The sequence below is a fragment of the Oerskovia flava genome (assembly GCF_026163685.1).
In the GTDB taxonomy this organism is placed as follows: Bacteria; Actinomycetota; Actinomycetes; order Actinomycetales; family Cellulomonadaceae; genus Oerskovia_A; species Oerskovia_A flava.
Map to the genome: position 1 here is coordinate 47437 of NZ_JAOXSR010000001.1, position 23400 is coordinate 70836.

Genomic DNA, 23400 nt, shown 5'->3' on the forward strand with positions numbered 1-23400 from the left:
GATACAGCGGCGTATCTATCAGACCGTCATCTCACCTGGAGGCCGCGTGTCCTCTGTCCTCTACTCCCTCGGGCGCTGGGCCGTGCAGGCGCGGCGACTGGTCGTCGTGGGCTGGATCGCCGTCCTCGTGCTGGTCGGCGGGATGGCCGCCCTCTTCAACCAGGGCCTCGACAACGAGGTCTCGATCCCCGGGACCGAGTCGCAGGCAGCGCTCGACCGTCTTGCCTCGACGTTCCCGCAGGTCAGCGGCGCCAGCGCGCAGGTCGTGGTCGTCGCGCCCGACGGCGTGCGGATCGACGACGACAGCGTGCGCGGCCCCGTCGAGGACGGGGTCGACGCGCTCACCGCGATCGAGCAGGTCGCCGGGGTCACGTCGCCGTACGACGACCTCATGCCGGCGTCGGTGAGCGACGACGAGTCGGCGGTGCTCCTGACGGTCCAGCTCGACGGCGAGCAGGAGACCATCACCGACGAGACCAGGGCCGCGCTCGAGACGGCCGTGGACGACCTGGCCACCGCCCTCCCGGCCGGGTCGCAGGCATCGCTCGGCGGGCAGCTCTACAGCAACGAGTTCCCGGAGATGACCCTCACCGAGGGCCTCGGCCTGGTCGTCGCGCTCGTCGTGCTCGTGCTCACGCTGGGGTCGTTCGTCGCGGCCGGTCTGCCGCTGCTCAACGCGCTCGCCGGGGTCGGCATCTCCATGGGCCTGCTCTTCGCGGCCACGGCGCTCGCGCCGATCAACTCGACCACCCCCATGCTGGCCGTGATGCTGGGCCTCGCCGTCGGCATCGACTACGCCCTGTTCATCGTCTCGCGCCACCGCGACCAGCTCCGCGACGGTCTCGCCGTCGAGGAGTCGATCGCGCGCTCGGTCGCGACGGCCGGGTCGGCCGTCATCTTCGCGGGCCTCACGGTGATGATCGCGCTCGTCGGCCTCGGCGTCGCGGGCATCCCGTTCCTCACCACCATGGGTGTCGCCGCCGCCGTCGCCGTCGGGGTGGCCGTGCTCGTGTCCATCACGCTCGTGCCCGCGATGCTCGGTGCCGCCGGCGAGCGCCTGCGCCCCCGGCCCGGCCGGTCGAGGACCCGCCGCTCGAAGGCGGCACCCGTCGCCTCCGGGGAGCACCACAACCGCTTCTTCGCCGGCTGGGTCCGCACCGTCACCCGGATGCCGGCGGTGACGATCGCGATCGTCGTGGTCGCCATCGGGCTGCTGTCGGTCCCGGCGCTCAACCTGCGTCTCGCGCTGCCCGACGCCGGGTCGCTGCCCGAGAGCAGCTCGGCGCGCGTCACGTACGACCTCGTCTCCGAGAACTTCGGCGAGGGCTACAACGGCCCGCTCATCGTCACGGGCAGCATCGTCACGAGCACCGACCCGGTCGGCCTGATGGAGGACCTCGCGGACGAGATCCGCCAGCTGCCGGGCGTCGCCGACGTGCCGCTCGCGACGCCGAACCAGAGCGCGGACACGGGCATCATCCAGGTGGTCCCGGAGGGCGCGCCGGACTCGGAGGAGACGGAGGACCTCGTCCACGAGATCCGGTCCCTGCACGACCGCTTCCTCGACGAGCACGGCGTGGACCTCTCGGTGACCGGGTTCACCGCGGTCGGCATCGACGTCTCCGAGAAGCTGGGCGCGGCGTTGCTGCCGTTCGCACTGGTCGTGGTGGGGCTGTCGCTGGTGCTCCTCACGATGGTGTTCCGGTCGGTCTGGGTGCCGGTGAAGGCCACGATCGGGTACCTGCTGTCGGTCGGTGCGGCGTTCGGCGTGGTGTCGTTGGTGTTCGACGCAGGGGTCCTCGCCGACGCGCTGCACGTCACGCGGCTCGGGCCGGTGATCAGCTTCATGCCGATCGTGCTCATGGGCGTGCTCTTCGGGCTCGCGATGGACTACGAGGTGTTCCTCGTCGCGCGCATCCGGGAGGACTACGTGCACTCGGGGGATGCGCTGACGTCGATCAGCACCGGGTTCCAGGGCTCCGCGAAGGTCGTCACCGCGGCCGCCGTCATCATGTTCGCGGTGTTCGTGGCGTTCGTCCCCGAGGGGGACATGAACCTCAAACCCATCGCCCTCGGGCTGGCGGTTGGTGTCGCGGTCGACGCGTTCGTGGTCCGCATGGTGTTCGTGCCCGCCGTCCTTGCGCTGCTCGGGGACAAGGCGTGGTGGATGCCGCGCTGGCTCGACCGCGCGCTGCCGTCGTTCGACGTCGAGGGCGAGGGCCTGGCGAAGGAGCTCGCGCTCGCCGACTGGCCGGAGAAGGGGGCGACGGACGCCGTCGTCGCCCACGACCTGGTCGTTGCCGGGCCGCGCGGCCCGATCGCGGGCCCGGTCACGGTCCGGGTGCCCGACGGCGGTGTCCTCCTCGTGCACGGGCCGGCACCCGCCGCGGTGTCGGGTCTGCTGCTCGCGCTGGCCGGTCGCCTGCGGCCGGCGGCCGGCGCGGTCAAGGTGACCGGGCTGGTCCTGCCCGAGCGGGCGGGCGCGGTGCGCCGCCGGGTGGCCGTGGTCGACCTCGCCGACGGACTGCCGGGGGCCGTGGACCACGCGCTCGCGGAGGGTCCGCGCGTCCTCGTCCTTGACCGCACGGACGCCGTCGTCGGTCAGGTCGACCGACGTGACCTCGCGTCCGCGGTCGACCGCGCCCGGGCGGCAGGGGTGACGGTCGTGCTCGGGGCGGTGGGTGCCGTGCCCTTCGACCTCGCGCCACCGGGCGCGCAGGTGCTGGACCTCGCCGCCGCCGAGCGGGCGGGACGCACGGACACGGCCGACGGACAGCAGATCGCACAGGAGGTGCACGCATGAGCGCGGGACGTCAGGCCGCACAGGCTCCCCGCGCGGGGGCCACGAACCGTTCGTGGACACCCTGGACGGTCGTCGCCGCGGTGCTGATGCCGGTGCTCGTCCTCGGCCTGCTCCTGTGGGCGCTGTGGTCCCCGCAGGACCGCCTCGACACCGTCAAGGCCGCCATCGTCAACAACGACGAGCCCGTCGAGCTGGACGGGCAGACCGTGCCGCTCGGCCGTCAGCTCGCGGCGGGGCTGGTCAGCGGTGGCGACGTCGCGCTCGACGACACGTCGGCCGGCGCGTCCGACGACGGCGACCTGACCTCGACCTCGACGACCAACTACGACTGGGAGATCACCGACGCCGAGGGTGCGGCCGCCGGCCTCGCCGACGGCACCTACGCCGCCGTCGTGACCATCCCCGAGGACTTCTCCGCCGCGGCCACGTCGTTCAGCGGCGCCGCCGCCGACGCGCAGCAGGCGACGATCGACGTCGACACCGCCCCCGGTGGCCGCGTGATCGACGAGGCGCTCGCCCGCATCGTCACCACGGCCGCGGCGACGCTCATGGGCACGACCCTCACGGAGAACTACGTCGACGGCGTGCTCACCGGGTTCACCACGCTGGGCGAACAGCTCGGCGAGGCGGCCGACGGCGCGCAGGAGCTCGCGGACGGCACGGCCGAGGCCGGTTCGGGTGCGCAGGAGCTCGCCGACGGCGCCGACCAGGTCGCCGGCGGTGCGGGTGACCTGGCCACGGGGGTCGGCGAGCTCGACAGCGGCGCCCGCCGGCTCGCCGGTGGTGCGGGTGACCTGGCGACCGGGGCGCGGAGCCTCGCGGGTGGCGCGGCCCAGAGCGCGGCCGGCGCAGCCGGGCTGGCGGGCGGAGCCGCCGAGCTGGCCGACGGCGTCGACGGCCTCGCCGGTGGTGCGCGGAGCCTCGCCGACGGCGTCACCGAGCTGGACGAGCAGGTCGGCGCGTTGCCGGACCAGGCGCAGCGGCTCGCCGACGGGTCGCAGCAGGTCGCGGACGGCGTGGACGTGCTCGTGGGAGAGCTCGAGGCAGCAGGGGAGGGCGTGACCGAGCTCCTCGGCGGCCTCGCCGCCGAGCTCGGCTGCGCCGCACCCGCGTCGCCCGAGCTGGAAGAGATCTGCCGGACGATCGCCGAGGCCGGGGCAGGCCTCGGCGAGGGCGGCGGGCAGCTCGGTGAGCTGCGGGCCGGGGCGCAGGAGGTCGCCGACGGCAACGCCGCGCTCGCCGCAGGCCTCGGCGCACTCTCCGCCGGGACCGGCGAGCTCCGGACCGGGGCCGAGGCGCTCGCGGACGGCACCGAGCAGACCGCCGTCGGTGCGGGCGACCTCGCGACCGGCGCGCGCGGGCTCGCCGACGGCCTCGGCACCCTCAGCGGCGGAGCCGGCACGCTGGCGACCGGCGCCGAGGAGCTGGCCCGCGGCACGTCAGGACTCTCGGGCGGTGTCACCGCGCTCGGCGACGGCGCGACCCAGCTGGCGACCGGGACCGAGGGAGTCGCGAGCGGCGTGGGCGAGCTCGCGGGCGGCGTCGGGCAGCTGGCCGACGGCAGCGCCGAGCTCGCCGACGGCCTCGGCCAGGCCACCGAGGAGATCCCCACCTACGGCGACGCCGAGCGGGAGAACCTCGCAGGCGTCGTCGCGAACCCGGTCACGGCACCCGGTGTCGACGGACTCGGCACCGGGTCCACCGGCCCGCTCTTCGCGGTCGTCGCCCTGTGGCTCGGAGCGCTCGCGCTCTTCGTGGCCTTCCCGGCCGTGCCGCTGCGGGCGCTCGGCTCGACACGCTCGACCGTGCGGCTTGCCCTGTCGACGCTCGCCGTGCCCGCAGGGCTCGGTGCCGTCACCGGCCTCGTCACCGGGGCGGTGCTCGCCGCCGTCGAGGGTGCGAGCGCCGGCGGATGGCTCGGCCTCATGGGCCTCGGGGTGCTCGTGTCCGTCACGTTCGTCGCGCTCAACCAGGCGCTCGCGGCGGCCCTGGGGAACGTCGGGCGGGGCATCAGCCTGCTGATCGCGGTCCTCGCGCTCGCGACCGGTGTGGTCGCGACCGTGCCCGACGCCCTGGTCGCCGTGCGGGACCTGCTGCCCGTGGGCCCGGCGACGGACGCGCTCGTCGCGGTCGCCGAGCCGGGCGCCGGCGGGGCAGGTGGCGACATCGCGGCGCTGGTCGTGTGGAGCGCGGTGTCCGTCGTCGTCACGATCCTGGTGGTCGCGCGACGCCGCACCGTGCGCGTCGGCGCGCTCCTGCGGGCCTGACCCCGGCGGGTCTGCGGGCGGGTGTCGGTGGCCTGCCCCAGACTCCAGCCATGGACAGGGATGAGGCACGGGCGGTCAAGTCGCAGCTGGTCGGGTACGCCCGTGAGCTGGCGGAGCGCGGCGGGGCGGAGATCGAGGCCAACGCCGCGCCCGACGCGTCGAGCCTCGTGCGGTCGCCCACCCTCGCGCTCGGGCTGGCGCCCCGCGGCGAGGGCGGCTACGCGATCGCGGTCCGTTACCGCCTGGGCCTGCCCGCCGCGCGCAGCATCGCGCGCAAGGTCGCGGCCGAGGCCGGGGGAACCGTGGACGTGCGCCGGACCGGGCGGGTCGCGGCGTCGCCCGGCGAGACGCCGCGCCCTCCGGTCGCGACCGCCCGCGCAGCGGGCGAGACGGGCAGGGAGCGCCCGCTGCGCCCCGGGGTGTCGATCGCGCACGTCGACGTGAGCGCCGGGACGCTCGGGGCGTTCGTGCGGGACGACGGCGCGCTCTGCGCCCTCTCGAACTACCACGTGCTCGCCGGGTCGCCCGCTGCCCGGGCGGGGGACGTCGTCGTCCAGCCGGGCCCGGCGGACGGTGGGCGCGCCCCGGGCGACCGGGTGGGTGTCCTGGCGCGGGCCGTCCCGCTGGTGCCGGGGCAGACCGCCACGGTCGACGCGGCGATCGCCCTGCTGGACGACGCGGACGTCGATCTCGACCACCCGGTCGGCCGGATCACCCGGACGGTGACGGCGCTGGGCGGGGAGCGTGTCGGCAAGATCGGGCGCACGACCGCCGAGACGGCAGGTGTGGTGACCGCCATCGAGCTCGACGACGTCGTCGTCGGCTTCGGCGACGAGCTCGGTGCGCTGCGCTTCGACGGCCAGATCGAGGTGGAGTCCACCGGGGACGGCCCGTTCTCGCTCGGCGGGGACTCCGGGTCGCTCGTGTACACCGAGGGCGGCCTCGCGCTCGGCCTGCTGTTCGCGGGATCCGAGACGGGTGGCGCCAACGGGACCGGCCTGACCTACGTCAACCCCATCGACACCGTGCTCGGTGCGCTCGGGGTCACCCTCGCCGGGTGACGCGGGCGACCGGCAGGCGGACAATGGTGCCGAGGAGGTGATCGGCCATGGCGAGCCTCGAGCAGGCCCGGGCCGCGAAGCGCGAGCTGGTGGACATGCTCGGCGGACGCGACGGCGTCTCCGGGGTGGGCGTGGCGCGCGTCCCGCACGAGCCGGACCCGGTCGACGACTGGGTGGTCCAGGTCAACGTCGCGTCGTCCGCCGCGTGCGACGACCTCCCCGACGAGATCGACGGCGTGGGCGTGCGCATCCGCGTCGTGGGCGTGATCCGGGCCGGCTGATCCGGCTCACCGCTGGAATGTCCGGAAAAGTCGCTTCCGGGAACCGCGTCATGATCCGTCCGCTCGGACGTCTCCTTCCACAAGGGCGGTCACCGACCGCCGTGGCGAGGAGAGGCACGGTTCGATGGACGACGACACTCCGGCACCCGACGTCGTGCGCACGGCCCTGCTCTGGGCGCTCGAGCACGACCGGGAGGCACTGGCCGAGCACCGCGAGACCGCCTGGTCCACACCCCGCGGCGTCCTGCGCGTCCGCGCCGACCGCCGGCTCGTCGAGCGGTGGGCCGCCGCCCACGGCGTACCGCGCAGCGTCGCCCGCGGATCCCTGATGGTCGTCTGAGCGAGACCCGCTGTCACGTGCGGTCGGGCACGACCTGGATCCGGGGAGCCCGTCCGTGGATCGCGGTGAACGCGTCGACGAGCTCCGCCTCGCTGACGGCCTCACCGTCGGTGAGGCGCCGCAGGTAGGGCCCGAGCCACAACCCGCCGGCCTTGACGACGTGGTCGTGCCAGCGCGGCGCCAGGGCCTCGTGCGGGGTGAGTCGCGCGGCCGCAGCGCCGTGCGTGACGCCCTCCGCGACCCAGACGTGCGGCGCCGGGGCGTCGAGCACCACCATCACCTCGTACGGGTAGAGGAACTCGTCGCCCGGCTCCCAGTCGACATCGATCCGATTCGACGCGAGGTGCAGCAGACGCATGGTGCTCATCCTGCCACCGTGCCCTTGGTCGTCGCTGCTGCGCTGCGGCGCGGTGCCGCAGAATATCGGGGTGGCTACCTCACGACTTCCCCGTGTCCGTGCGTCCGAGCTCGTCGGGCGCGGCTGGCTCAACACCGGCGGGAAGGACGTCACCCTCGCTGACCTGCGCGGGAAGGTCGTCGTGCTGGATTTTTGGACGTTCTGCTGCGTCAACTGCCTGCACGTCCTCGACGAGCTGCGCGAGCTGGAGGAGGCTCGACGTGACGAGCTGGTCATCGTGGGGGTGCACTCGCCGAAGTTCGAGCACGAGGCGGACGCCGCCGCGCTCGCCGCGGCCGTCGAGCGGTACGAGGTCCACCACCCCGTGCTCGACGACCCGGACCTCGTGACCTGGTCCGCGTACACGGCCCGGGCCTGGCCGACGCTCGTCGTCATCGACCCCGAGGGGTACGTCGTCGCGCAGATGGCGGGGGAGGGGCACGCCTCGACGCTCGCTGCGCTGGTCGACGAGCTCGTCGCCGAGCACGACGCCACGGGGACGCTGCACCGTGGCAGCGGCCCCTACGTGCCGCCCGCACCGACGTCGGGCACCCTGCGCTTCCCTGCCGCGGCGATCGAGCTGCCCGGGGGCAACCTCCTCGTCGCCGACGCGGGGCACCACTCGCTCGCCGAGCTCGCGCCCGACGGCGAGACGCTCGTCCGGCGCATCGGCTCCGGTGAGCGGGGGCTCGTCGACGGCGCGCCCGACACCGCACGGTTCAGCGAGCCCGACGGCCTGTGCCTCGTCCCCGTCGAGCTGCGCGCCTCCCTCGGGTACGACGTGCTTGTCGCCGACACGGTGAACCACGCGCTGCGTGGCGTGCGGCTCGCCGACGGTGTCGTGACCACCGTGGCCGGGAACGGGCAGCAGTACATGGTGGGCGCGGCCGACAACGTGCTCCAAGGAGGAGGCCACGGGCCCCTGCGGCAGAAGCTGTCGTCGCCGTGGGACGTGGTGTGGTCGCAGGAGCTCGCCGCGTTCGTCGTGGCGATGGCGGGCCACCACGCCCTGTGGGTGTTCGTGCCGGAAGGCGCCGACAAGGAGAGCGGCATCCTCCTGCTCGCCGGGACGATGAACGAAGGGCTCGAGGACGGGCCCGGCAAGAGGGCCTGGTTCGCGCAGCCGTCGGGGCTGTCCGTCGCCGGTGACGGCGCGCTCTGGGTCGCCGACGCCGAGACGTCCGCGCTGCGCCGCGTCGAGACCGTGGAGGGCGCGGGCGTCGTGGTGCGGACCGCCGTCGGGCAAGGGCTGTTCGACTTCGGTCACCGCGACGGGCCGGCCGACCAGGCGCTGCTGCAGCACCCGCTCGGGGTCGCGGCGCTGCCCGACGGCAGCGTCGTCGTCGCCGACACCTACAACGGCGCCCTGCGCCGCTACGCCGCGGCCGGGCCGTCGCAGCCCGGCGAGGTGACGACCCTGGCGACCGGTCTCGCGGAGCCCAGCGACGTCGTCGTGCAGGTCTCCGGCGACGGCGACGACCAGGCCGTGCACCTGCTCGTCGTGGAGTCCGCGGCGCACCGCATCACCCGCGTCGCCCTGCCCGCCACGCTCGCCGGCGAGGTGCTCGACGGCGGCGCGCACCGCACGCAGCGACCCGTCACCGAGGTCGTGGCCGGCGCGCTGCGGCTGGACGTGCCGTTCGTGCCCGCGCCGGGGCAGAAGCTCGACGACCGGTTCGGGCCGTCGACGGAGCTGCAGGTCAGCGCGACGCCGCCGGAGCTCCTACGGTCGGGGGCCGGGACGGGCACCGAGCTGTCCCGCGACCTGGTGATCGACCCCGCGGTCGCCGAGGGGGTGCTGCACGTGACCGCCCGGGCGGCGTCGTGCGACGTCGTCCCGCGCGGTCCGGATGGTGAGCCCGATCCGGACGTGTTCCCCGCCTGCCATCTCGCCCAGCAGGACTGGGGAGTGCCCGTGCGGGTCGTCGGCGACACCGGGGACGACGGACGGACCCTCGTCCTGCGGCTCCGCGGCTGATCCTCGCGCCTCGTCCACAGCCCGTCGCACGAACTGTGTGCCAGCCTCAGGTGACGGGTCTATCGTGTCCGGCATGTCAGACGCGACGACGCCGGACCCGACGGTGGAGACCGGGACTGCCGACCGCATCCAGGTGACCCTCTCCAGCGCGAGCGTCTACCCGCGCAAGGCGCCGTTCGCCTTCGAGATCGCCGCCGAGCTCGGGTACGACGGCATGGAGGTCATGGTCTGGTCGGACGAGACCACGCAGGACGCGCGCGCCCTCGCGAAGCTCTCCGCGGACCATGGCATGCCCATCCGGAGCATCCACGCCCCGACGCTGCTGGTGAGCCAGCGGGTGTGGGGCAGGGCGCCCGGCCCCAAGCTGCGCAAGACGGTGGACCTGGCGATGGAGGTCGGGGCGCGGACCGTCGTCGTGCACCCGCCGTTCCGGTGGCAGTACAAGTACGCGCGGGAGTTCGCGGACCTCGTGCGTGAGCTGGACGACGGCGGCGACGTGACCATCGCGGTCGAGAACATGTACCCGTGGCGCGGTGGCAAGCGCGAGATGCAGGCCTACCTGCCCGGCTGGGACCCCACCGACCACGACTACGACCACGTCACGCTCGACCTGTCGCACGCCGCGGTCGCGCAGCAGGACAGCCTCGCGCTGCTCGACGTGTTCGACGGACGGCTCGCGCACGTGCACCTCGCGGACGGGTCTGCGTCGGCGAAGGACGAGCACCTGGTGCCCGGGCGCGGCGACCAGCCGTGCGCCGACGTCCTGGCCGAGCTCGTGCGGCGGGGGTGGTCGGGGGACGTGGTCGTCGAGATCGCGACCCGGCGCGCGACCGACGCGGCCGAGCGGCGCGAGGACCTCGCGGCGTCGCTCGCCTTCGCCCGGACCTACCTGACCCCCGGTGACCACCCGGACTACGTCCCGCCGCCGGGCCACCGGCACCGCAGCCTCGACGCGTGGTGAGCCAGCTGGTGGGGCACCCGTGCGGTGGGGCTCAGCCTGCCGCCGCGCGGTCGACGAGCATCTCGACCGCGTCGAGCACACGCCCGAGGCTCGCCTCGAACGGTGCCAACGTGCTGTCGAACCCGCCGCCGACGTAGATCCGCGTCATCGTGGGGTAACGCTCGACGTCGAACCAGTCCTCCCAGAAGCTGCTCATCGAGGTCCAGTACTCGTCGGCGTCGACGCCCGTCGTGTCGTTGTCGACGCGTTCGGCGATGGTGGCGCGGGCGAGCCCTTGGACGACGTTGTCGACGAGGCCGATGGTCTCGACCACCTGCACCTCGTCCAGCCCGGTGTCGATGATGGTCCGCAGGCCGGCCTCCTGCGCGTCGAGCACGTGCGGGGCGAGCGGCGCGCGCCACATGTTGGTCTGCAGGATCCAGGGGTGGTCCAGGTAGAGCGTCCAGTGCGCGCGGGCGTACTGCGCGAGCCCTTCGCGCCACGGGGCGCCCGGGTCGGGCAGCGTCATCTCGCCGTAGGCGCGGTCGATCATCAGGTCGACGAGCTCGGTGCGGCCCGGCACGTAGGTGTACAACGACATGGCGCCGACGCCCAGCTCCTTGGCGACGCGGCGCATGGACAGCGCGTCGAGCCCGCCCTCGCGCACGACCGTGAGCCCGGCGGTGACGACCTCGTCGAGCGTCAGGCTCGCCTTGCGGCCACGGGTCGCGGGCGCGGGCGGGTCCCACAGGAGCGCGAGCCGCCGGGACACCTCGGGCGACCGCGCCGCCGGGAACTGCTCGTTGGTGTCCCGCGCGTGCTCGGCGGCCCGGACCGCGGCCGGTACCCCGGCCTCGGCCGCGGCGATCACGCCGACCGGCCGCGCGGTGAACGACGGGTCGCCGGTCTGCTCGGGCGTCCGTGCCTGCTCCGTCACCGGCGCCACCTCCTTCCGTGCCCCGCCCAGACGGGGGATCCCTTTCGCGTACACCGTATGGTAGCGTGATTCCTCCATTATGGTACGGCGTACGAAAGGGGTGTCTCGGTGATTCGAGCCCGAGGCCTGACCAAGACCTTCCACCGCAAGAAGGAGACCGTCGAGGCCGTCAGAGGTGTCGACGTCGACGTCCGCGAGGGCGAGCTCGTCGCCTTCCTCGGCCCGAACGGGGCCGGCAAGTCCACCACCTTGCGCATGCTGACGAGCCTGCTCGAGCCCACGGCGGGCACCGCCGAGGTCGCCGGGTTCGACGTCGCGCGCGACCCGGCGCAGGTCCGCGCCCGCATCGGCTACATCGGGCAGGGCAACGGAGGCGGCTTCTCCTACCGGGTGCTGGACGAGCTCCACAACCAGGGCCGCTTCTACGGCCTGGCGTCCGCCGAGTACTCCCGCCGGGCGCAGGACCTGCTCGAGGCGCTCGACCTCGGCGGCCTCGGCAAGCGCACCGTCCAGTCGCTCTCCGGCGGCCAGCGGCGCCGGCTCGACGTCGCCCTCGGGCTCATGAACCACCCGCCGCTGCTGTTCCTCGACGAGCCGACGACGGGCCTCGACCCCCACTCCCGGGCGAACCTGTGGGAGCACATCGCGGCCATGCGCGAGCGCTACGGCATGACGATCGTCCTGACGACCCACTACCTCGACGAGGCGGACTCGATGGCCGAGCGCGTCGTCGTCATCGACCACGGCGAGATCATCGCCGACGCGACGCCGGCGGCGCTCAAGCGCAGCCACGCCGACGACGTCATCACCCTCACCGTCGGTGACGCCGCGGTGCCGCCGGGCGGCGACCCCGCCGCCGTCGCGGCGCGCGTGCAGGGCTCGCTCACGGACGCGGTGGGCGAGGTGAGCACGGCCCCCGGCGACGACGGCGCGACGACGGTCCGGATCAGCACCACCCACGGCGCCGACCGGCTGCCCGAGGCGATCGAGGCGCTGCGCGTCGGCGGGCTGAGCGTCCGCGCGGCCGAGCTGCGGCAGGCGAGCCTCGACGACGTCTTCCTCAACCTCACCGGACGCAGCCTGCGCGAGGAGGCGGCGTGATGAACGCTCAGCAGACCGAGCTGTCGGGCTCCCCGCGGTCCCTGGGCGGACCCGCCACCGACACCCTGCGGGTGCGGTCGGGCGCCGCCAAGTTCTTCGCCGACACGTGGGCCGTCTTCACGCGCGAGATCCTCCTCGTGCTGCGCGACCCGTTCACCCTGATCTTCTCCCTGCTGCAGCCGCTGATCTTCCTCGGCCTCTTCGGGCCGCTGCTCACCGGCGCGCTCGGCGGCGGGATGGGCGGCCCTGGCGGCACCACCGCGGACACCCTGCAGTGGTTCGTGCCGGGCGTCATCGTCATGATCTCGCTCTTCGGCACCTCGATGACCGGCTCCAACCTGCTCTACGAGATGATGACGGGCTCCTACGAGCGTGTCCTCGCCACACCCCTCGACCGCTCGGCGATCCTCGTGGGCAGGGCGCTCAAGGAGTTCGCACCGCTCGTCGCCCAGGGCCTCATCATCGCGCTCGTGTGCGTGCCGTTCGGGTTCCAGCTCTACCCGCTGCACCTGCTCGTCGGGCTCGCGCTGCTCGGCCTGTTCGGCATCGGGATCGGGGCGCTGTCCAGCGCGCTGGCGCTCGCGGCCAAGAACCGTGAGTGGCTGTTCTGGGGCGTGCAGCAGTCGCTGCTGTTCCCCCTGCTCATCCTCTCGGGCATGATGCTGCCGCTCGAGGCCGGTCCGGCCTGGATGCAGACCGTCGCCCGGTTCAATCCGCTCACCTACGTCGTCGACGCCGAGCGCACCCTGCTCGCCGGGTCCTTCGCGGACACCGACGTGCTGTGGGGCCTCGTCGCCGCCGCGCTCACCTGCGTCGTCGGCCTCTGGGTCGGCATCCGGCGCACCCGCAAGACCGTCTGACGCGCCGCTCGTCGGCGGGTGCTTGACTGGACCGATGGACCGTCCTGCACCCGCCGACCGAGCTGCCACCACCCCGTCGGCCGCGCTCACGGTGTCCGAGGTGAGCGACCGCGTCGAGGCGATCTCGGCGCTGTACGCGCGCAAGTTCGGGATCGAGCGCGACCCGGACTGGTTCGCGCTCAAGCTCGCCGAGGAGGTCGGCGAGCTCGTGCAGGCGTTCCTCGCGACCACACGGCGCACCCGCCCGCGCGTCGGGACCGGGGCGAACCTGCCCGACGGCGCGGACCCGGCGTTCGCGGACGAGGTCGCCGACGTCCTGGCGCACCTCCTGCTCCTCGCCCGCTCGCAGGGTGTCGACGTCGACGCCGCCGTGCGGCGCAAGTGGCTCGCCTGGGAGCCTGAGCTCGCGACCGGGCTCGACGAGCCCGGCCCGTGAGGGCAGCGGGATAGTCTCGGCGGTGTGAGCGACGACGTGCGGAACGTGCAGCAGGCCCTTGCCAGCATCACCGAGCACTGGCAGCCGCACCGGCTGACGAGCATCAACGACTACGACGTGAAGGTCGTCAAGCTGCAGGGCGAGTTCGTCTGGCACACGCACCCCGACACCGACGAGCTGTTCATGGTGCTCAACGGCGAGCTGACGATCCAGCTCCGCGACCGCGACGTCGTGCTCGGACCGGACGACGTGTTCGTCGTCCCTCGCGGTGTCGAGCACTGCCCCCAGGCCGCGGGCGAGGTGCATGCCCTGCTCGTCGAGCCCCGGGGCACCGTGAACACGGGAGACGCCGGCGGCGAGATGACGTCGCCGCTGCGCGAGCTCGACTAGCGACACGTCTACCTCGCGAGGACCACGAGCTGCTGGGTGGCTCGCGTCATGGCGACGTAGCGGTCGACGGCGCGCTCGATGCCGTCCGCGTCCCCGCCGAACGACTCGGGGTCGACGAGCACGACCAGGTCGAACTCGAGCCCCTTCGACAGCTCCGGCGTCAGCGACCGGACGCGGGGTGCGCCGACGAACGTGGGGTCACCGATCACGCACGCCGTCCCTTCGTGCTCGGCGAGCCAGGCGTCGAGGATCGCGTCGCGCTCGTCGGCACGGGCGTGCAGCACCGGCACGCCGGTACTGCGGACCGAGGTCGGCACGTTGGCGTCGGGCAGCGCCGCCCGGATGACGGGCTCGGCCTCCGCCATCACCTCCTGGGGGGTGCGGTAGTTGATGCTCAGGGAGGCGATCTCCACACGGTCGAGGCCGACGCGTGCGAGCCGTTCCCGCCACGTCTCGGTGAACCCGTGCCGTGCCTGGGCGCGGTCCCCGACGACCGTCAGGCTGCCCGACGGGCAGCGCTGCCGCAGCATCTGCCACTCGGCGTCGCTGAGCTCCTGCGCCTCGTCCACGACGACGTGCGCGAAGGGCCCGGCGAGCAGGTCGGGGTCCGCGACGGGCACCGAGTCGTCCACCAGGGCGTCCTGCAGGTCCTGCCCGCGGAGCATCGACATCACGGCCATCTCGGAGTCGTCGGTCGCGATCAGGTCGTCGACGACGTCGGCCATGCGCCGGCGCTCTGCCGCCACGTCGGCCTGGTGGCGGCGTCGGCGCCGTGAGGCGTCCGGGTCGCCGAGCCGTCGGCGGGCGGCGTCGAGGAGCGGCAGGTCCGCGACGGTCCACGCGCTCGGGTCCTCGCGCTGCAGCGCCTGCACCTCGTCGGGCGCGAGCCACGGCGCGCACCGGTGCAGGTAGGCCGGGACCGTCCAGAGGTCGCCCACGAGGTCGGTCGGCTCGAGCAGCGGCCACGCGCGGCTGAAGGTGCGCACGAGCTCCTTGTCCTGGACGAGCGCGCTGCGCACCTGGTCCGCCGGGACCTCGCCCTCGTCGGCGTCGCCTCCCGACTCGTCGCGCACCTTGTCCGCGAGGATCGACAGCAGCGCGTCCCAGATCTCGTCGCGGGCCTCGTTGTGCGGTGTGCCGGGGTCCACGGCCCCGTAGGCCTCCGCCCAGTCGGCGGTGCTCAGCCAGACGTCCGCCCACGGCGTCTCGATCTCCATGCCCTCGGTGGGTGCCTGCTCGTAGAGGCCCACGGCGGGCTCGATCGCGCCGACCATCCGGGCGTCCGCCTTGAGCCGGGCCGCACGCGGGTCGGTCTCGGCGCCGGCCGCCGCGCCCTCGGGGACGAGGTCGCGCAGCGTGCAGGTCTGCACACCCTCCTCCCCGAGGCTGGGCAGCACGTCGGCGACGTAGGCGAGGTAGGGCTGGTGAGGTCCGACGAAGAGCACGCCGCCGCGGCGGTGCCCGAGCCGGGGGTCGGAGTAGAGGAGGTAGGCGGTGCGGTGCAGGGCGACGACCGTCTTGCCCGTGCCGGGACCGCCGTCGACGACGAGCGCCCCGCGGGACCCGGCGCGGACGATGGCGTCCTGGTCGGCCTGGATGGTCCCGAGGACGTCCTGCATCCGCGCAGTGCGACGACGGGCCAGGCCGGCGATGAAGGCGGACTGGTCGTCGAGGGCTGGGTGACCGTCGAGCGCTCCTGGGGTGTCGAGGGCGAACACCTCGTCCCAGTAGTCGCTGACCCGGCCACGGGTCCAGCGGTACCGGCGTCGGCTCGCCAGGCCCATCGGTTTCGCGTGGGTGGCGCCGAAGAAGGGTTCCGCCGCCGGGGAGCGCCAGTCGACGAGCAGCCGCCGGCCCGTGGCGTCCGCGAGCCCGAGCCGCCCGACGTAGACGGGGTCCGTGCCGTCGGCGGGGACCATCCGTCCGAGGCACAGGTCGGCGCCGTACCGCTGCAGGGTGCGCAGGCGAGCGGTCAGCCGGTGGATCTCCTGGTCGCGGTCGAGCGCCGCCTGCCCGCTGCCGCCGGGTGCACGACGCGCGGCGTCGAGCCGGCTCGACAGGTCGGCGACCGAGTGGTCGATGCTCTCGGTGATCGCCGCGAAGTGGCGCTCGTCGCCGCCGACGAGCGCAGGGTCGGACTTCGCGGAGAGGGACGCTGGAAGGTCGAAGACGCTCGTGGTGCGGGGGGACGGGGTCACGTCATGCTCCGATCGTCGGGCCGTTGCCGTGTCATCGTCCGGCACGACAGGGGTCTTGCCGCAAGACCCCCGGTGCGCTATACGTTGAGAACGGAAGGGCTGCTGTGGCGCACGCGCACGCGGCGGCCCCACGGCCTCCGCGGTGAGCGCGCCGACGCGGGCGCGCTCGGCGCGCGAGGGTTCGGGCTACCATCGGCGTCGATCTGACGTCGCTGCTCCGCGAGCTCGGCTGACCGTCCGCAGAGTGGAGCACCATGACCGACCCGCGCACCGAGCCCCCCGTGGTTGCCGACGAGATCGGGACGCTGCGAGGCTTCCTCGACTTCCACCGCGAGACGATGCGGTGGAAGACTGCCGAGCTCGGCGCCACCGAGCTCGCGACCAGGCTCCCGCCGTCGACCATGACGCTCGGTGGGATGCTCAAGCACCTCGCATTCGTCGAGTCGCACTGGTTCTCCGTCGTGCTCGTCGGCGAGCAGATCATGGCTCCCTTCGACACGGTCGACTGGTCCGCGGACGGCGACTGGGACTGGCACAGCGCGGCCGAGGACACGCCCGACCAGGTCCGCTCGCTCTTCGACCGCGCGGTCGCGGCCTCCGACGCGATCCTCGACGCAGTGCTCGCCGACGGCGGCCTCGACGCCCTGTCCGTCGGCGCGGACCGGCGGACCGGAGAGCGGTGGAACCTGCGGTGGGTACTCGTCCACATGGTCGAGGAGTATGCGCGGCACAACGGGCACGCCGACCTGATCCGCGAGTCGATCGACGGGTTCGTGGGCGAGTAGGCCCGGCTGTCGCTCCGTATGGGTGCCCTCTCGGCCTTGACCTTGACGTAGCGTCAACTTCTAGCGTGGTGATCGCTGCCGCACACCGCGGTACGGGACTCGCACGGAGGAGGTGCGTCATGGCGTCCACGGCAACCGGTCGTACGGCCGACTGGTCGATCCAGGAGGTCGCCCGGCTGGCCGGCACGACGAGCCGCACGCTGCGGCACTACGACGCCGTCGGGCTGCTCGCGCCGACCAGGGTCGCGTCGAACGGCTACCGCCACTACGACGCCGACGCGCTCGTCCGGCTCCAGCGGATCCTGCTCCTGCGCGACCTGGGGCTCGGGCTGCCCGCCATCAAGGAGGCGCTCGACGCGTCCCCCGGCGGCTCCCAGGTCCCGGCGCTGCGCCACCACCTGGAGTGGTTGCGCACCGAGCGGCAGCGGCTGGCGCGACAGATCGCGTCGGTCGAACGGACGATCACGACGATGGAAGGAGGTGGCGAGCTCATGGCGGACGACATGTTCGACGGGTTCGACCACACGCAGCACAAGACCGAGGTGACCGAGCGCTGGGGCGCCGAGGCGTACGCGACGAGCGACGCCTGGTGGCGCGGGCTGTCCGACGACGACCGCGCGGCCTGGAAGGACCGCACCCGTCGCCTCGGTGAGGACTGGGCGGCCGCCGCGCGCTCCGGCGTCGGGCCGGGGTCGCAGGAGGCGCAGGCGCTCGCACGACGCCACGTCGAGTGGCTCGGCGCGGTGCCGGGAACACCCGGCGCCGGGGCGGCTCCCGTCAAGGAGTACGTCCAGGGCCTGGCCGAGATGTACGTCGCGGACGAGCGGTTCGCGGCGAACTACGGCGGCCTCGACGGCGCGACGTTCGTGCGCGACGCCCTGCAGGAGTACGCGGACGCCCACCTGTAGACCGATCGCGACGCCTCGCCCGCGGGGCGTCGCGGTCGTAGCCTGGTGGGCACGGCTCGCACTCCACCACCGTTCTCCAGCGCGGGAGGCCCCGATGGGCACGACGACATCGCCGACGTCAGGGTCGTCGCCGGGCGCGACCTCGGAGCGTGCGTCGGGGCCGCGGACCATCCGCAACGTGGCGCTCGTCGGGCACAGCGGCGCCGGCAAGACGACGCTCGCCGAGGCGCTCCTGCACCGCGCGGGGGTGATCTCCCGGCCGGGCACCGTCGACGACGGCTCGACGGTCTGCGACCACGAGCCGGAGGAGATCAGCCGCGGCATCTCCGTCGGCCTGTCCGTGGCGCACCTGGACTGGACCGCCCCCGACGGCGTCACCTACGACGTCACGCTCCTCGATACCCCCGGCTACGCCGACTTCGCCGGCGGTCTGGACGCCGCGCTGTCGGTCGCGGACCTCGCGGTCGTCGTGGTCAGCGCGGTGCAGGGTGTGCAGGCCGGCACCGAGGAGGCGTGGCAGCGGTGCGTCGACGCCGGCGTGCCGCGCATGGTCGTCGTGAGCAAGGAGGACCGGGCGCGAGCCGACTTCCGGCGGGTCGTCGACGAGCTCCGCGCGACGTTCGGGCCGGTCGTCGTCCCGCTCGAGCTGCCGCTCGGCGAGGAGCAGTCGCTGCACGGTGTCGCCGACGTCCTCAGCGAGCAGGGCCACGACTACGGACCCGACGGCCGGCACAGCACCGGCGCGCTCCCGGCGGACCTCGTCGACGAGGAGCACCGCCTGCACGACGAGGTCGTCGAGGAGATCGTCACGCACGACGACGACCAGCTCGAGCGCTACCTCGGCGGCGACGAGCCGAGCGCGGCCGACCTCGAACGCACCCTCGCCCACGAGGTGCTCGACGGCGACGCCGTCCCCGTCCTGCTGGGTTCCGCCGTGACCGGGGTCGGGATCGACCGCCTCGCCGACTACCTGTGCGAGCTCGGGCCGTCGCCCGCCGACCGTCCCGCGACCGTCGTGGTCGCCTCCGGGGGCGGGGGACAGGGCGGGGCGCCGCACCTCGTCCCGGCCGACCCCGACGGTGACGCGCTGCTGCACGTGTTCCGCACCGTCGTCGACCCGTTCGTCGGCCAGGTCTCGGTGTTCAAGGTGCTCTCGGGGACCGTGCGGAACAACGACCGGCTCGTCGCCACGGACTCGGGCGCCGAGGAGCGTCTGCACGGCGCGTTCCGGCTCACGGGCCGTGAGCACGAGCTCGTCGACCGGGTCGAGGCCGGTCAGATCGTCGCCGTCGCGAAGCTCACCGCCAGCCCCACCGGCACGCTGCTCGCCGCGCGCGCCCTGCCGCTGCGGGCACGACCGCTCCCCGCGCGACCCGCCGCGTACGGCCTCGCCCTGCAACCCGTCTCGCAGGCCGACGACGACAAGCTCTCCAGCGCCTTGGCGCGGTTGTGCGTCGAGGACCCGACGCTGCACGTCGGCCGCACCGGGGCGCAGACCGTCCTCGCCGGGCTCGGCGACACCCACCTGGAGGTCGCGCTCGAACGGCTCGCCCGCACGTTCGGCGTCCACGTGACGACCGAGCCCGTGCAGGTCGCCTACCGCGAGACCGTCCGGCGCACGGTCGAGGCCGAGGGCCGGCTGAAGAAGCAGTCGGGCGGGCACGGGCAGTTCGCCGTCGTCCAGCTCCGGGTGAGCCCGCGCGAACGGGGCGCGGGCTTCGAGTTCGTCAACGCCGTCGTCGGCGGCTCGGTCCCCAAGACGTACCTCGCGGCGGTCGAGCGCGGGATCGTCGAGGCGATGGCGGCGGGCGGCCCGCACGGGCATCCGGTCGTCGATCTGCGGGTCGAGCTCTACGACGGCAAGGCGCACTCCGTCGACTCCTCCGACATGGCGTTCCGGACGGCGGCCGCGATCGGTCTCAAGGAAGCGCTCGCCACCGCCGGGACCGTGGTCCTCGAACCCGTGTGCGCCGTCGAGATCACGGTGCCCACCGAGTCCCAGGGTGACGTCATGGGCGACCTGTCGTCCCGGCGCGGACGCATCACCGCGACCGCGTCGCTCGACGACCGGTGGGCGCGCATCGACGCGCTCGTGCCCGAGGCCGAGCTCGCGCGCTACGTGCTCGACCTGCGCTCCCTCACGGGCGGACGAGGCCGGTTCGAGGCCGTGCCGGACCACTACGACGCGCTGCCCGCCGGTCGTCGCGACCCGGTGTGACGCCGCCCAGCAGTGCGCTCAGCAGTGCGCGGCGCCGAGGTCGGCGAAGAGGTCGCTGTTCAGCCGGAACGCCAGCTTTGCCTCCGCGACGGTGCCCGCGAGCTGCTCCGGGGTGAGCCGGAGCGCGTCGAGGCGCTCGCGGTACACGTCCTTGAACGGCTTCGACCTGGGGATCTCGGTAAACGTGTAGAACGCGAGGCCGTCGACGGACAGGCCGTAGTGCCGCTCCATCATCCGCTTGATGATCTGCCCGCCGGAGAGGTCGCCGAGGTAGCGCGTGTAGGCGTGCGCGGCGTAGGCGGGCAGGGACCCGCCGACCTCGTGCAGGCGCGCGACGTACCGCTGCGTCGCGGGGTGGATCGTGACGCGCTCGGCCCAGTCCGCACCGACGAGGAAGGTGAGGTCCTTCTCGATCTCCGGGGTGCGCGTGAGCTCGTCGAAGACGAGGGTGGCGCCCTGGTCGTCCTGGCGGATCGCGGCGCTCGCCTGCTCGAGCGCGCCGTAGATCGCCCACTGCTGGGCGGCGAGGTCGGCGTACGCGGCGATGCCCAGCTCGCCTCCCATGAGCTTCTCGACGAAGCCGGAGGACTCGGCGGCCTCGTGCTCGGGGCGGGTGCCCTCGCGCAGCCGAAGGGAGAGCGGCTGGTCGGTCGGTGTGGCTGCGGCGGGCGGGGTCACGGCGGTCACAGAGGCTCCTGCGGGTGTTCGGGGAAGGCGTGGCGCGGCATGCTGACACATCGTCATGACGTCGCGTCAGGAACTCTACAACGCGAAGTTAGGTTTGCCTATCCCCTACGGGGGGCTGGTCGTGGACGTCCTCCGGGTTGGGCAGGCGCGCGATGAACCGGAAGCCCAGCAGTGCGACGAGCGCCGCGAGCCCGCCGGCGACGACGAGCGGCGTCGTCAGGTCGACGCGGGCCAGCAGCCCGCCGAGCAGCGCGCCGAGCGGCATGGTGCCCCACAGCAGCGTGCGCCACGTCCCGTGCACCCGGCCGAGCATCCCGGCCGGGATGAGGCTCTGCCGCAGGCTCATGACCAGGACGTTCCACACCGTCGTCGACCCGAACGACACGGCGAGGCACACGGCGACGACCGGGACGAGCGGCACCGCGCCCATGAGGACGAGGCTCAGCGGGCCGACGAGGTTGGCGCTCGCCATGACCCGCCCGGCCCCGAAGCGTTCCTTGGCGCGGCCTGCGAGGCCGGCTCCCACGAGGGACCCGACGGCGCCGACCAGCATAAAAGCGCCGAACCACGCCTCGGGGACACCGAGGCGCTCGAGCACGAACAGCACGACGGTCGCGGTCGCGGCGGAGAAGCAGATGCCGATGAGGACGCTGAGGATCCACAGAGGCTTGAGCAGGGGGTGCGCGAGGATGAAGCGGAACCCGTCGGCGAGCTGGCGGTACCAGGCGACGACCGGCTCGGTGCTCGTGGCCCGGTGCGTGCCCGCGGCGGCGACGGGCAGGAAGAACGCGAGGACGCCCGCGACCGCGTAGGCGAGCGCGCCGACCCCGAGCGGGATGACGACGGCGATCGCGAACAGTGCCGACGTGAGCGGCGCGGACAGGAAGTTCTGCACCGTGATCTCGCCGGCCTCGATGCGGGAGTTCGCGCGCGGCAGGTCGCGCCGTTCGACGAGCGCGGGGACCACGGCGCGGATCGCGCCGTCGTACAGCGTCTCGAACGCGCCGTAGGCGAAGATCACGACGTACAGCCACCAGATCGTCAGGGTGTCGGTCGCGGCGAGGGTCAGCAGGAGCACGGCCAGGACTGTCCGCACGCCGTTGGCGAGCGCGAGGGCCCGGCGTCGGTCGATGCGGTCGAGGACGATCCCCGCAGGGATGGCGAAGAACAACCACGGCAGCATCGCGACCGCCGCGATGCCGGAGATGAGCAACGGGTCGTCGGTCAGCCGGACCGCGAGCAGGGGAGCGGCCACGCGGGCGATCCCGTCGCCGAGGCTCGAGCTGATGTTCGCCGTGACGACGTTGCCGAACGGCCCGCCCAGGTGGCGTCGGGGCGGGCGGGGGCGTCGGGTGCGGGGCACCCTCCGAGCGTAGGCGAGTGGTCGCGCGTCCTACGCCGACAGCGACGGGCGGGCCGCGGGGCGCCCGGTCGGCATCGGGTCGGCGCCCACCGCCCGCAGGACGAACGCCTCGGTGGCGTCGATGGCGCGGGCTCGCTCGGCCGGGTCCTCGGGGACGAGGCGGCCGGCGAGGCACGCGTTGACGAGCTGGACGGTGGTGTCGATGTCCTGGTCGGGGAACTCGCCGATCTCGATGCCGGAGCGGAGGATGCGGCGCAGGATCGCCTCGACGATCTCGGCGTGCTCGCGCAGCCGCTGGCGGGTGCTGCGGGAGAGCACGGTGCGCAGGTCCGGGCCGGGGGCGAGGTGGAACACGCGCTTGAGCCTGGCCTGCTGGCGGATGTAGGTCCGCAGCTGCTCGACGGGGTCGCCGACGTCCGCGAGCGCGCGCTCGAGCGTCTCGACGTACTGCTCGGTCTCGTGGGTGATGAAGCCGAGGAGCAGTGCTTCCTTGTCCGGGAAGTGGTTGTAGACCGCGGTGCGGCCGACGCCGGCCGCCGCGGCGATGTCGGCGAGGGAGATCGCGTCGAAGCCGCGGTCCATCATGAGGTTCGAGAGCGCGGCGAAGAGCTTCTGACGCGTCTGCGCGCGGTGCTCGTGGAGGGAACCTCCGATGATCTTGGGCATGATGACATCATAGGCGCCCGGTGTCAGAATGCTAGTCGGCGGGATCCTGCGGCTCCTGGCCCCTCGGAGCGCGCAGGAAGGGGGAGAGCAGCTCGTCCGCGAGCTGCTCGCGCGGGACGTCGAGGTCGAGCTTGCGGAAGCCGCCCGAGGCCTCGAGCACGGCGGCGCCGTGCAGGATCGACCAGATCGACCGAGCGAGGACCGGGACGGGGGCCGTCCGGTCGAGGTGCCCGGTGGCCTGCGCGGCCTGGATCGCGCGAGCGAGCGTCTCGAACGACGCCGGTCCGCGCTCGTGCGTGCGCCCGTCCCGGCCGCGGAACATCAACCGGAAGTAGGCGGGGTGCTCCGCGGCGAACCCGAGGTAGGCGTGGCCGATGCGGCGCACGGCGTCGCCGGCGTCGTCGGCGCCCGTGACGGCCTCGGTCAGGGCATCGGCGAAGAGGTCGTATCCCTCGTCGGCGATCGCGTCGACGAGGTCGTCACGATCGGCGAAGTGGCGGTACGGGGCGGCAGAGCTCACGCCGACGCGCCGAGCGAGCTCGTTGAGCGAGAAGGCGTCGGGCCCGACCTCGGCAAGCAGGACGCGCCCCTGCAGCAGCAGTTCCTCGCGCAGGGCGCCGTGGTGATAACGGGCCCGTGGAGACATGTTGACGACCGTAACATCTCACACTATGTTGATGGCGTTCACAATATTAATGCCTCTCACATCGGAGCCTGTGATGCCGGAGCGTCCCCCTTCCACGATCGACGTCGGTCCGCGATCACGGTCTGCTGCCGGATCCCC

The 23400-nt window shown here is 73.5% G+C and carries 21 protein-coding genes; 14 read left to right on the forward strand and 7 right to left on the reverse strand.

What is annotated here, in order from left to right; translation table 11 throughout:
* Window positions 1–46 precede the first annotated feature (46 nt).
* The 5 genes from OHL10_RS00210 (at window position 47) to OHL10_RS00230 (ending at window position 6752) form a co-directional block, all read left to right on the forward strand.
* The gene (locus OHL10_RS00210) at window positions 47–2803 is read left to right on the forward strand and encodes an MMPL family transporter (RefSeq protein ID WP_265520139.1); all 2757 of its coding nucleotides are present in this window, start codon (window positions 47–49) and stop codon (window positions 2801–2803) included.
* On the forward strand, window positions 2800–5070 hold the full coding sequence (locus OHL10_RS00215) for a YhgE/Pip domain-containing protein (protein WP_265520140.1): 2271 nt from the start codon (window positions 2800–2802) through the stop codon (window positions 5068–5070). The genes OHL10_RS00210 and OHL10_RS00215 overlap by 4 nt, the downstream gene beginning before the upstream one ends.
* Before the next feature lie 50 nt (window positions 5071–5120).
* The gene (locus tag OHL10_RS00220) at window positions 5121–6131 is read left to right on the forward strand and encodes a chymotrypsin family serine protease (RefSeq protein WP_265520141.1); all 1011 of its coding nucleotides are present in this window, start codon (window positions 5121–5123) and stop codon (window positions 6129–6131) included.
* 47 nt (window positions 6132–6178) lie between these two features.
* Window positions 6179–6412: a hypothetical protein gene (locus tag OHL10_RS00225; protein ID WP_265520142.1), complete on the forward strand. Its 234-nt coding sequence runs from the start codon at window positions 6179–6181 to the stop codon at window positions 6410–6412.
* Window positions 6413–6536: 124 nt separating this feature from the next.
* Window positions 6537–6752 (forward strand): hypothetical protein, encoded by a 216-nt coding sequence (locus tag OHL10_RS00230; RefSeq protein ID WP_265520143.1) that lies wholly within the window; start codon window positions 6537–6539, stop codon window positions 6750–6752.
* A gap of 13 nt (window positions 6753–6765) precedes the next feature.
* Here OHL10_RS00230 and OHL10_RS00235 read toward each other — a convergent pair whose 3' ends face one another.
* Window positions 6766–7119 (reverse strand): hypothetical protein, encoded by a 354-nt coding sequence (locus tag OHL10_RS00235; protein ID WP_265520144.1) that lies wholly within the window; start codon window positions 7117–7119, stop codon window positions 6766–6768.
* A gap of 61 nt (window positions 7120–7180) precedes the next feature.
* Between OHL10_RS00235 and OHL10_RS00240 the strand changes: the two genes are divergently transcribed.
* Both OHL10_RS00240 and OHL10_RS00245 read left to right on the forward strand, forming a co-directional pair.
* Window positions 7181–9127 (forward strand): NHL domain-containing thioredoxin family protein, encoded by a 1947-nt coding sequence (locus tag OHL10_RS00240; protein ID WP_265520145.1) that lies wholly within the window; start codon window positions 7181–7183, stop codon window positions 9125–9127.
* 73 nt (window positions 9128–9200) lie between these two features.
* Entirely contained in the window at window positions 9201–10088 is an 888-nt protein-coding gene (locus tag OHL10_RS00245; RefSeq protein ID WP_265520146.1) for a sugar phosphate isomerase/epimerase family protein, read from the forward strand.
* A gap of 31 nt (window positions 10089–10119) precedes the next feature.
* Here OHL10_RS00245 and OHL10_RS00250 read toward each other — a convergent pair whose 3' ends face one another.
* Window positions 10120–11004: a TetR/AcrR family transcriptional regulator gene (locus OHL10_RS00250; RefSeq protein WP_265520147.1), complete on the reverse strand. Its 885-nt coding sequence runs from the start codon at window positions 11002–11004 to the stop codon at window positions 10120–10122.
* A 108-nt stretch (window positions 11005–11112) separates the two neighbouring features.
* Here OHL10_RS00250 and OHL10_RS00255 point away from each other — a divergent pair, with 108 nt between their 5' ends.
* Genes OHL10_RS00255 through OHL10_RS00270 form a run of 4 tightly spaced genes read left to right on the forward strand, consistent with a single transcriptional unit; the run spans window position 11113 to window position 13791 of the window.
* On the forward strand, window positions 11113–12105 hold the full coding sequence (locus tag OHL10_RS00255; RefSeq protein ID WP_265520148.1) for an ABC transporter ATP-binding protein: 993 nt from the start codon (window positions 11113–11115) through the stop codon (window positions 12103–12105).
* On the forward strand, window positions 12105–12965 hold the full coding sequence (locus tag OHL10_RS00260; RefSeq protein ID WP_265520149.1) for an ABC transporter permease: 861 nt from the start codon (window positions 12105–12107) through the stop codon (window positions 12963–12965). The genes OHL10_RS00255 and OHL10_RS00260 overlap by 1 nt, the downstream gene beginning before the upstream one ends.
* A 34-nt stretch (window positions 12966–12999) precedes the next feature.
* Complete coding sequence (locus OHL10_RS00265) at window positions 13000–13401, forward strand: MazG nucleotide pyrophosphohydrolase domain-containing protein (protein WP_265520150.1); 402 nt, start codon at window positions 13000–13002, stop codon at window positions 13399–13401.
* A gap of 24 nt (window positions 13402–13425) precedes the next feature.
* Window positions 13426–13791 (forward strand): cupin domain-containing protein, encoded by a 366-nt coding sequence (locus tag OHL10_RS00270; protein WP_265520151.1) that lies wholly within the window; start codon window positions 13426–13428, stop codon window positions 13789–13791.
* Window positions 13792–13799: 8 nt separating this feature from the next.
* Here the strand turns inward: OHL10_RS00270 and helR are convergent, their stop codons facing one another.
* On the reverse strand, window positions 13800–15989 hold the full coding sequence (helR, locus tag OHL10_RS00275) for an RNA polymerase recycling motor ATPase HelR (RefSeq protein ID WP_265520152.1): 2190 nt from the start codon (window positions 15987–15989) through the stop codon (window positions 13800–13802).
* A gap of 254 nt (window positions 15990–16243) precedes the next feature.
* Between helR and OHL10_RS00280 the strand changes: the two genes are divergently transcribed.
* The 3 genes from OHL10_RS00280 to OHL10_RS00290 all read left to right on the forward strand — a co-directional run bounded on the left by OHL10_RS00280 (window position 16244) and on the right by OHL10_RS00290 (window position 19900).
* On the forward strand, window positions 16244–16774 hold the full coding sequence (locus tag OHL10_RS00280; protein ID WP_265520153.1) for a DinB family protein: 531 nt from the start codon (window positions 16244–16246) through the stop codon (window positions 16772–16774).
* A gap of 119 nt (window positions 16775–16893) precedes the next feature.
* Window positions 16894–17682: a MerR family transcriptional regulator gene (locus tag OHL10_RS00285; protein WP_265520154.1), complete on the forward strand. Its 789-nt coding sequence runs from the start codon at window positions 16894–16896 to the stop codon at window positions 17680–17682.
* 94 nt (window positions 17683–17776) lie between these two features.
* The gene (locus tag OHL10_RS00290) at window positions 17777–19900 is read left to right on the forward strand and encodes an elongation factor G (protein WP_265520155.1); all 2124 of its coding nucleotides are present in this window, start codon (window positions 17777–17779) and stop codon (window positions 19898–19900) included.
* An 18-nt stretch (window positions 19901–19918) separates the two neighbouring features.
* Here the strand turns inward: OHL10_RS00290 and OHL10_RS00295 are convergent, their stop codons facing one another.
* The 4 genes from OHL10_RS00295 to OHL10_RS00310 form a co-directional block, all read right to left on the reverse strand.
* Window positions 19919–20587, reverse strand: coding sequence for a biliverdin-producing heme oxygenase (locus OHL10_RS00295; RefSeq protein WP_265520156.1), 669 nt, complete (start codon window positions 20585–20587; stop codon window positions 19919–19921).
* Window positions 20588–20675: 88 nt separating this feature from the next.
* The gene (locus tag OHL10_RS00300; RefSeq protein ID WP_265520157.1) at window positions 20676–21950 is read right to left on the reverse strand and encodes an MFS transporter; all 1275 of its coding nucleotides are present in this window, start codon (window positions 21948–21950) and stop codon (window positions 20676–20678) included.
* 30 nt (window positions 21951–21980) lie between these two features.
* The gene (locus OHL10_RS00305) at window positions 21981–22616 is read right to left on the reverse strand and encodes a TetR/AcrR family transcriptional regulator (RefSeq protein ID WP_265520158.1); all 636 of its coding nucleotides are present in this window, start codon (window positions 22614–22616) and stop codon (window positions 21981–21983) included.
* A gap of 31 nt (window positions 22617–22647) precedes the next feature.
* Window positions 22648–23262, reverse strand: a complete 615-nt coding sequence (locus OHL10_RS00310) for a TetR/AcrR family transcriptional regulator (protein ID WP_265520159.1) — start codon at window positions 23260–23262, stop codon at window positions 22648–22650.
* Window positions 23263–23400 lie beyond the last annotated feature (138 nt).

Bases quoted from the DNA above. Each gene is read 5' to 3' on its own strand.
- OHL10_RS00215 (WP_265520140.1), top strand. From the start codon at position 2,800: ATGAGCGCGGGACGTCAGGCCGCACAGGCTCCCCGCGCGGGGGCCACG.
- OHL10_RS00220 (WP_265520141.1), top strand. From the start codon at position 5,121: ATGGACAGGGATGAGGCACGGGCGGTCAAGTCGCAGCTGGTCGGGTAC.
- OHL10_RS00225 (WP_265520142.1), top strand. From the start codon at position 6,179: ATGGCGAGCCTCGAGCAGGCCCGGGCCGCGAAGCGCGAGCTGGTGGAC.
- OHL10_RS00230 (WP_265520143.1), top strand. From the start codon at position 6,537: ATGGACGACGACACTCCGGCACCCGACGTCGTGCGCACGGCCCTGCTC.
- OHL10_RS00235 (WP_265520144.1), bottom strand. From the start codon at position 7,119: ATGAGCACCATGCGTCTGCTGCACCTCGCGTCGAATCGGATCGATGTC.
- OHL10_RS00245 (WP_265520146.1), top strand. From the start codon at position 9,201: ATGTCAGACGCGACGACGCCGGACCCGACGGTGGAGACCGGGACTGCC.
- OHL10_RS00260 (WP_265520149.1), top strand. From the start codon at position 12,105: ATGAACGCTCAGCAGACCGAGCTGTCGGGCTCCCCGCGGTCCCTGGGC.
- OHL10_RS00265 (WP_265520150.1), top strand. From the start codon at position 13,000: ATGGACCGTCCTGCACCCGCCGACCGAGCTGCCACCACCCCGTCGGCC.
- OHL10_RS00280 (WP_265520153.1), top strand. From the start codon at position 16,244: ATGACCGACCCGCGCACCGAGCCCCCCGTGGTTGCCGACGAGATCGGG.
- OHL10_RS00285 (WP_265520154.1), top strand. From the start codon at position 16,894: ATGGCGTCCACGGCAACCGGTCGTACGGCCGACTGGTCGATCCAGGAG.
- OHL10_RS00290 (WP_265520155.1), top strand. From the start codon at position 17,777: ATGGGCACGACGACATCGCCGACGTCAGGGTCGTCGCCGGGCGCGACC.
- OHL10_RS00305 (WP_265520158.1), bottom strand. From the start codon at position 22,616: ATGCCCAAGATCATCGGAGGTTCCCTCCACGAGCACCGCGCGCAGACG.
- OHL10_RS00310 (WP_265520159.1), bottom strand. From the start codon at position 23,262: ATGTCTCCACGGGCCCGTTATCACCACGGCGCCCTGCGCGAGGAACTG.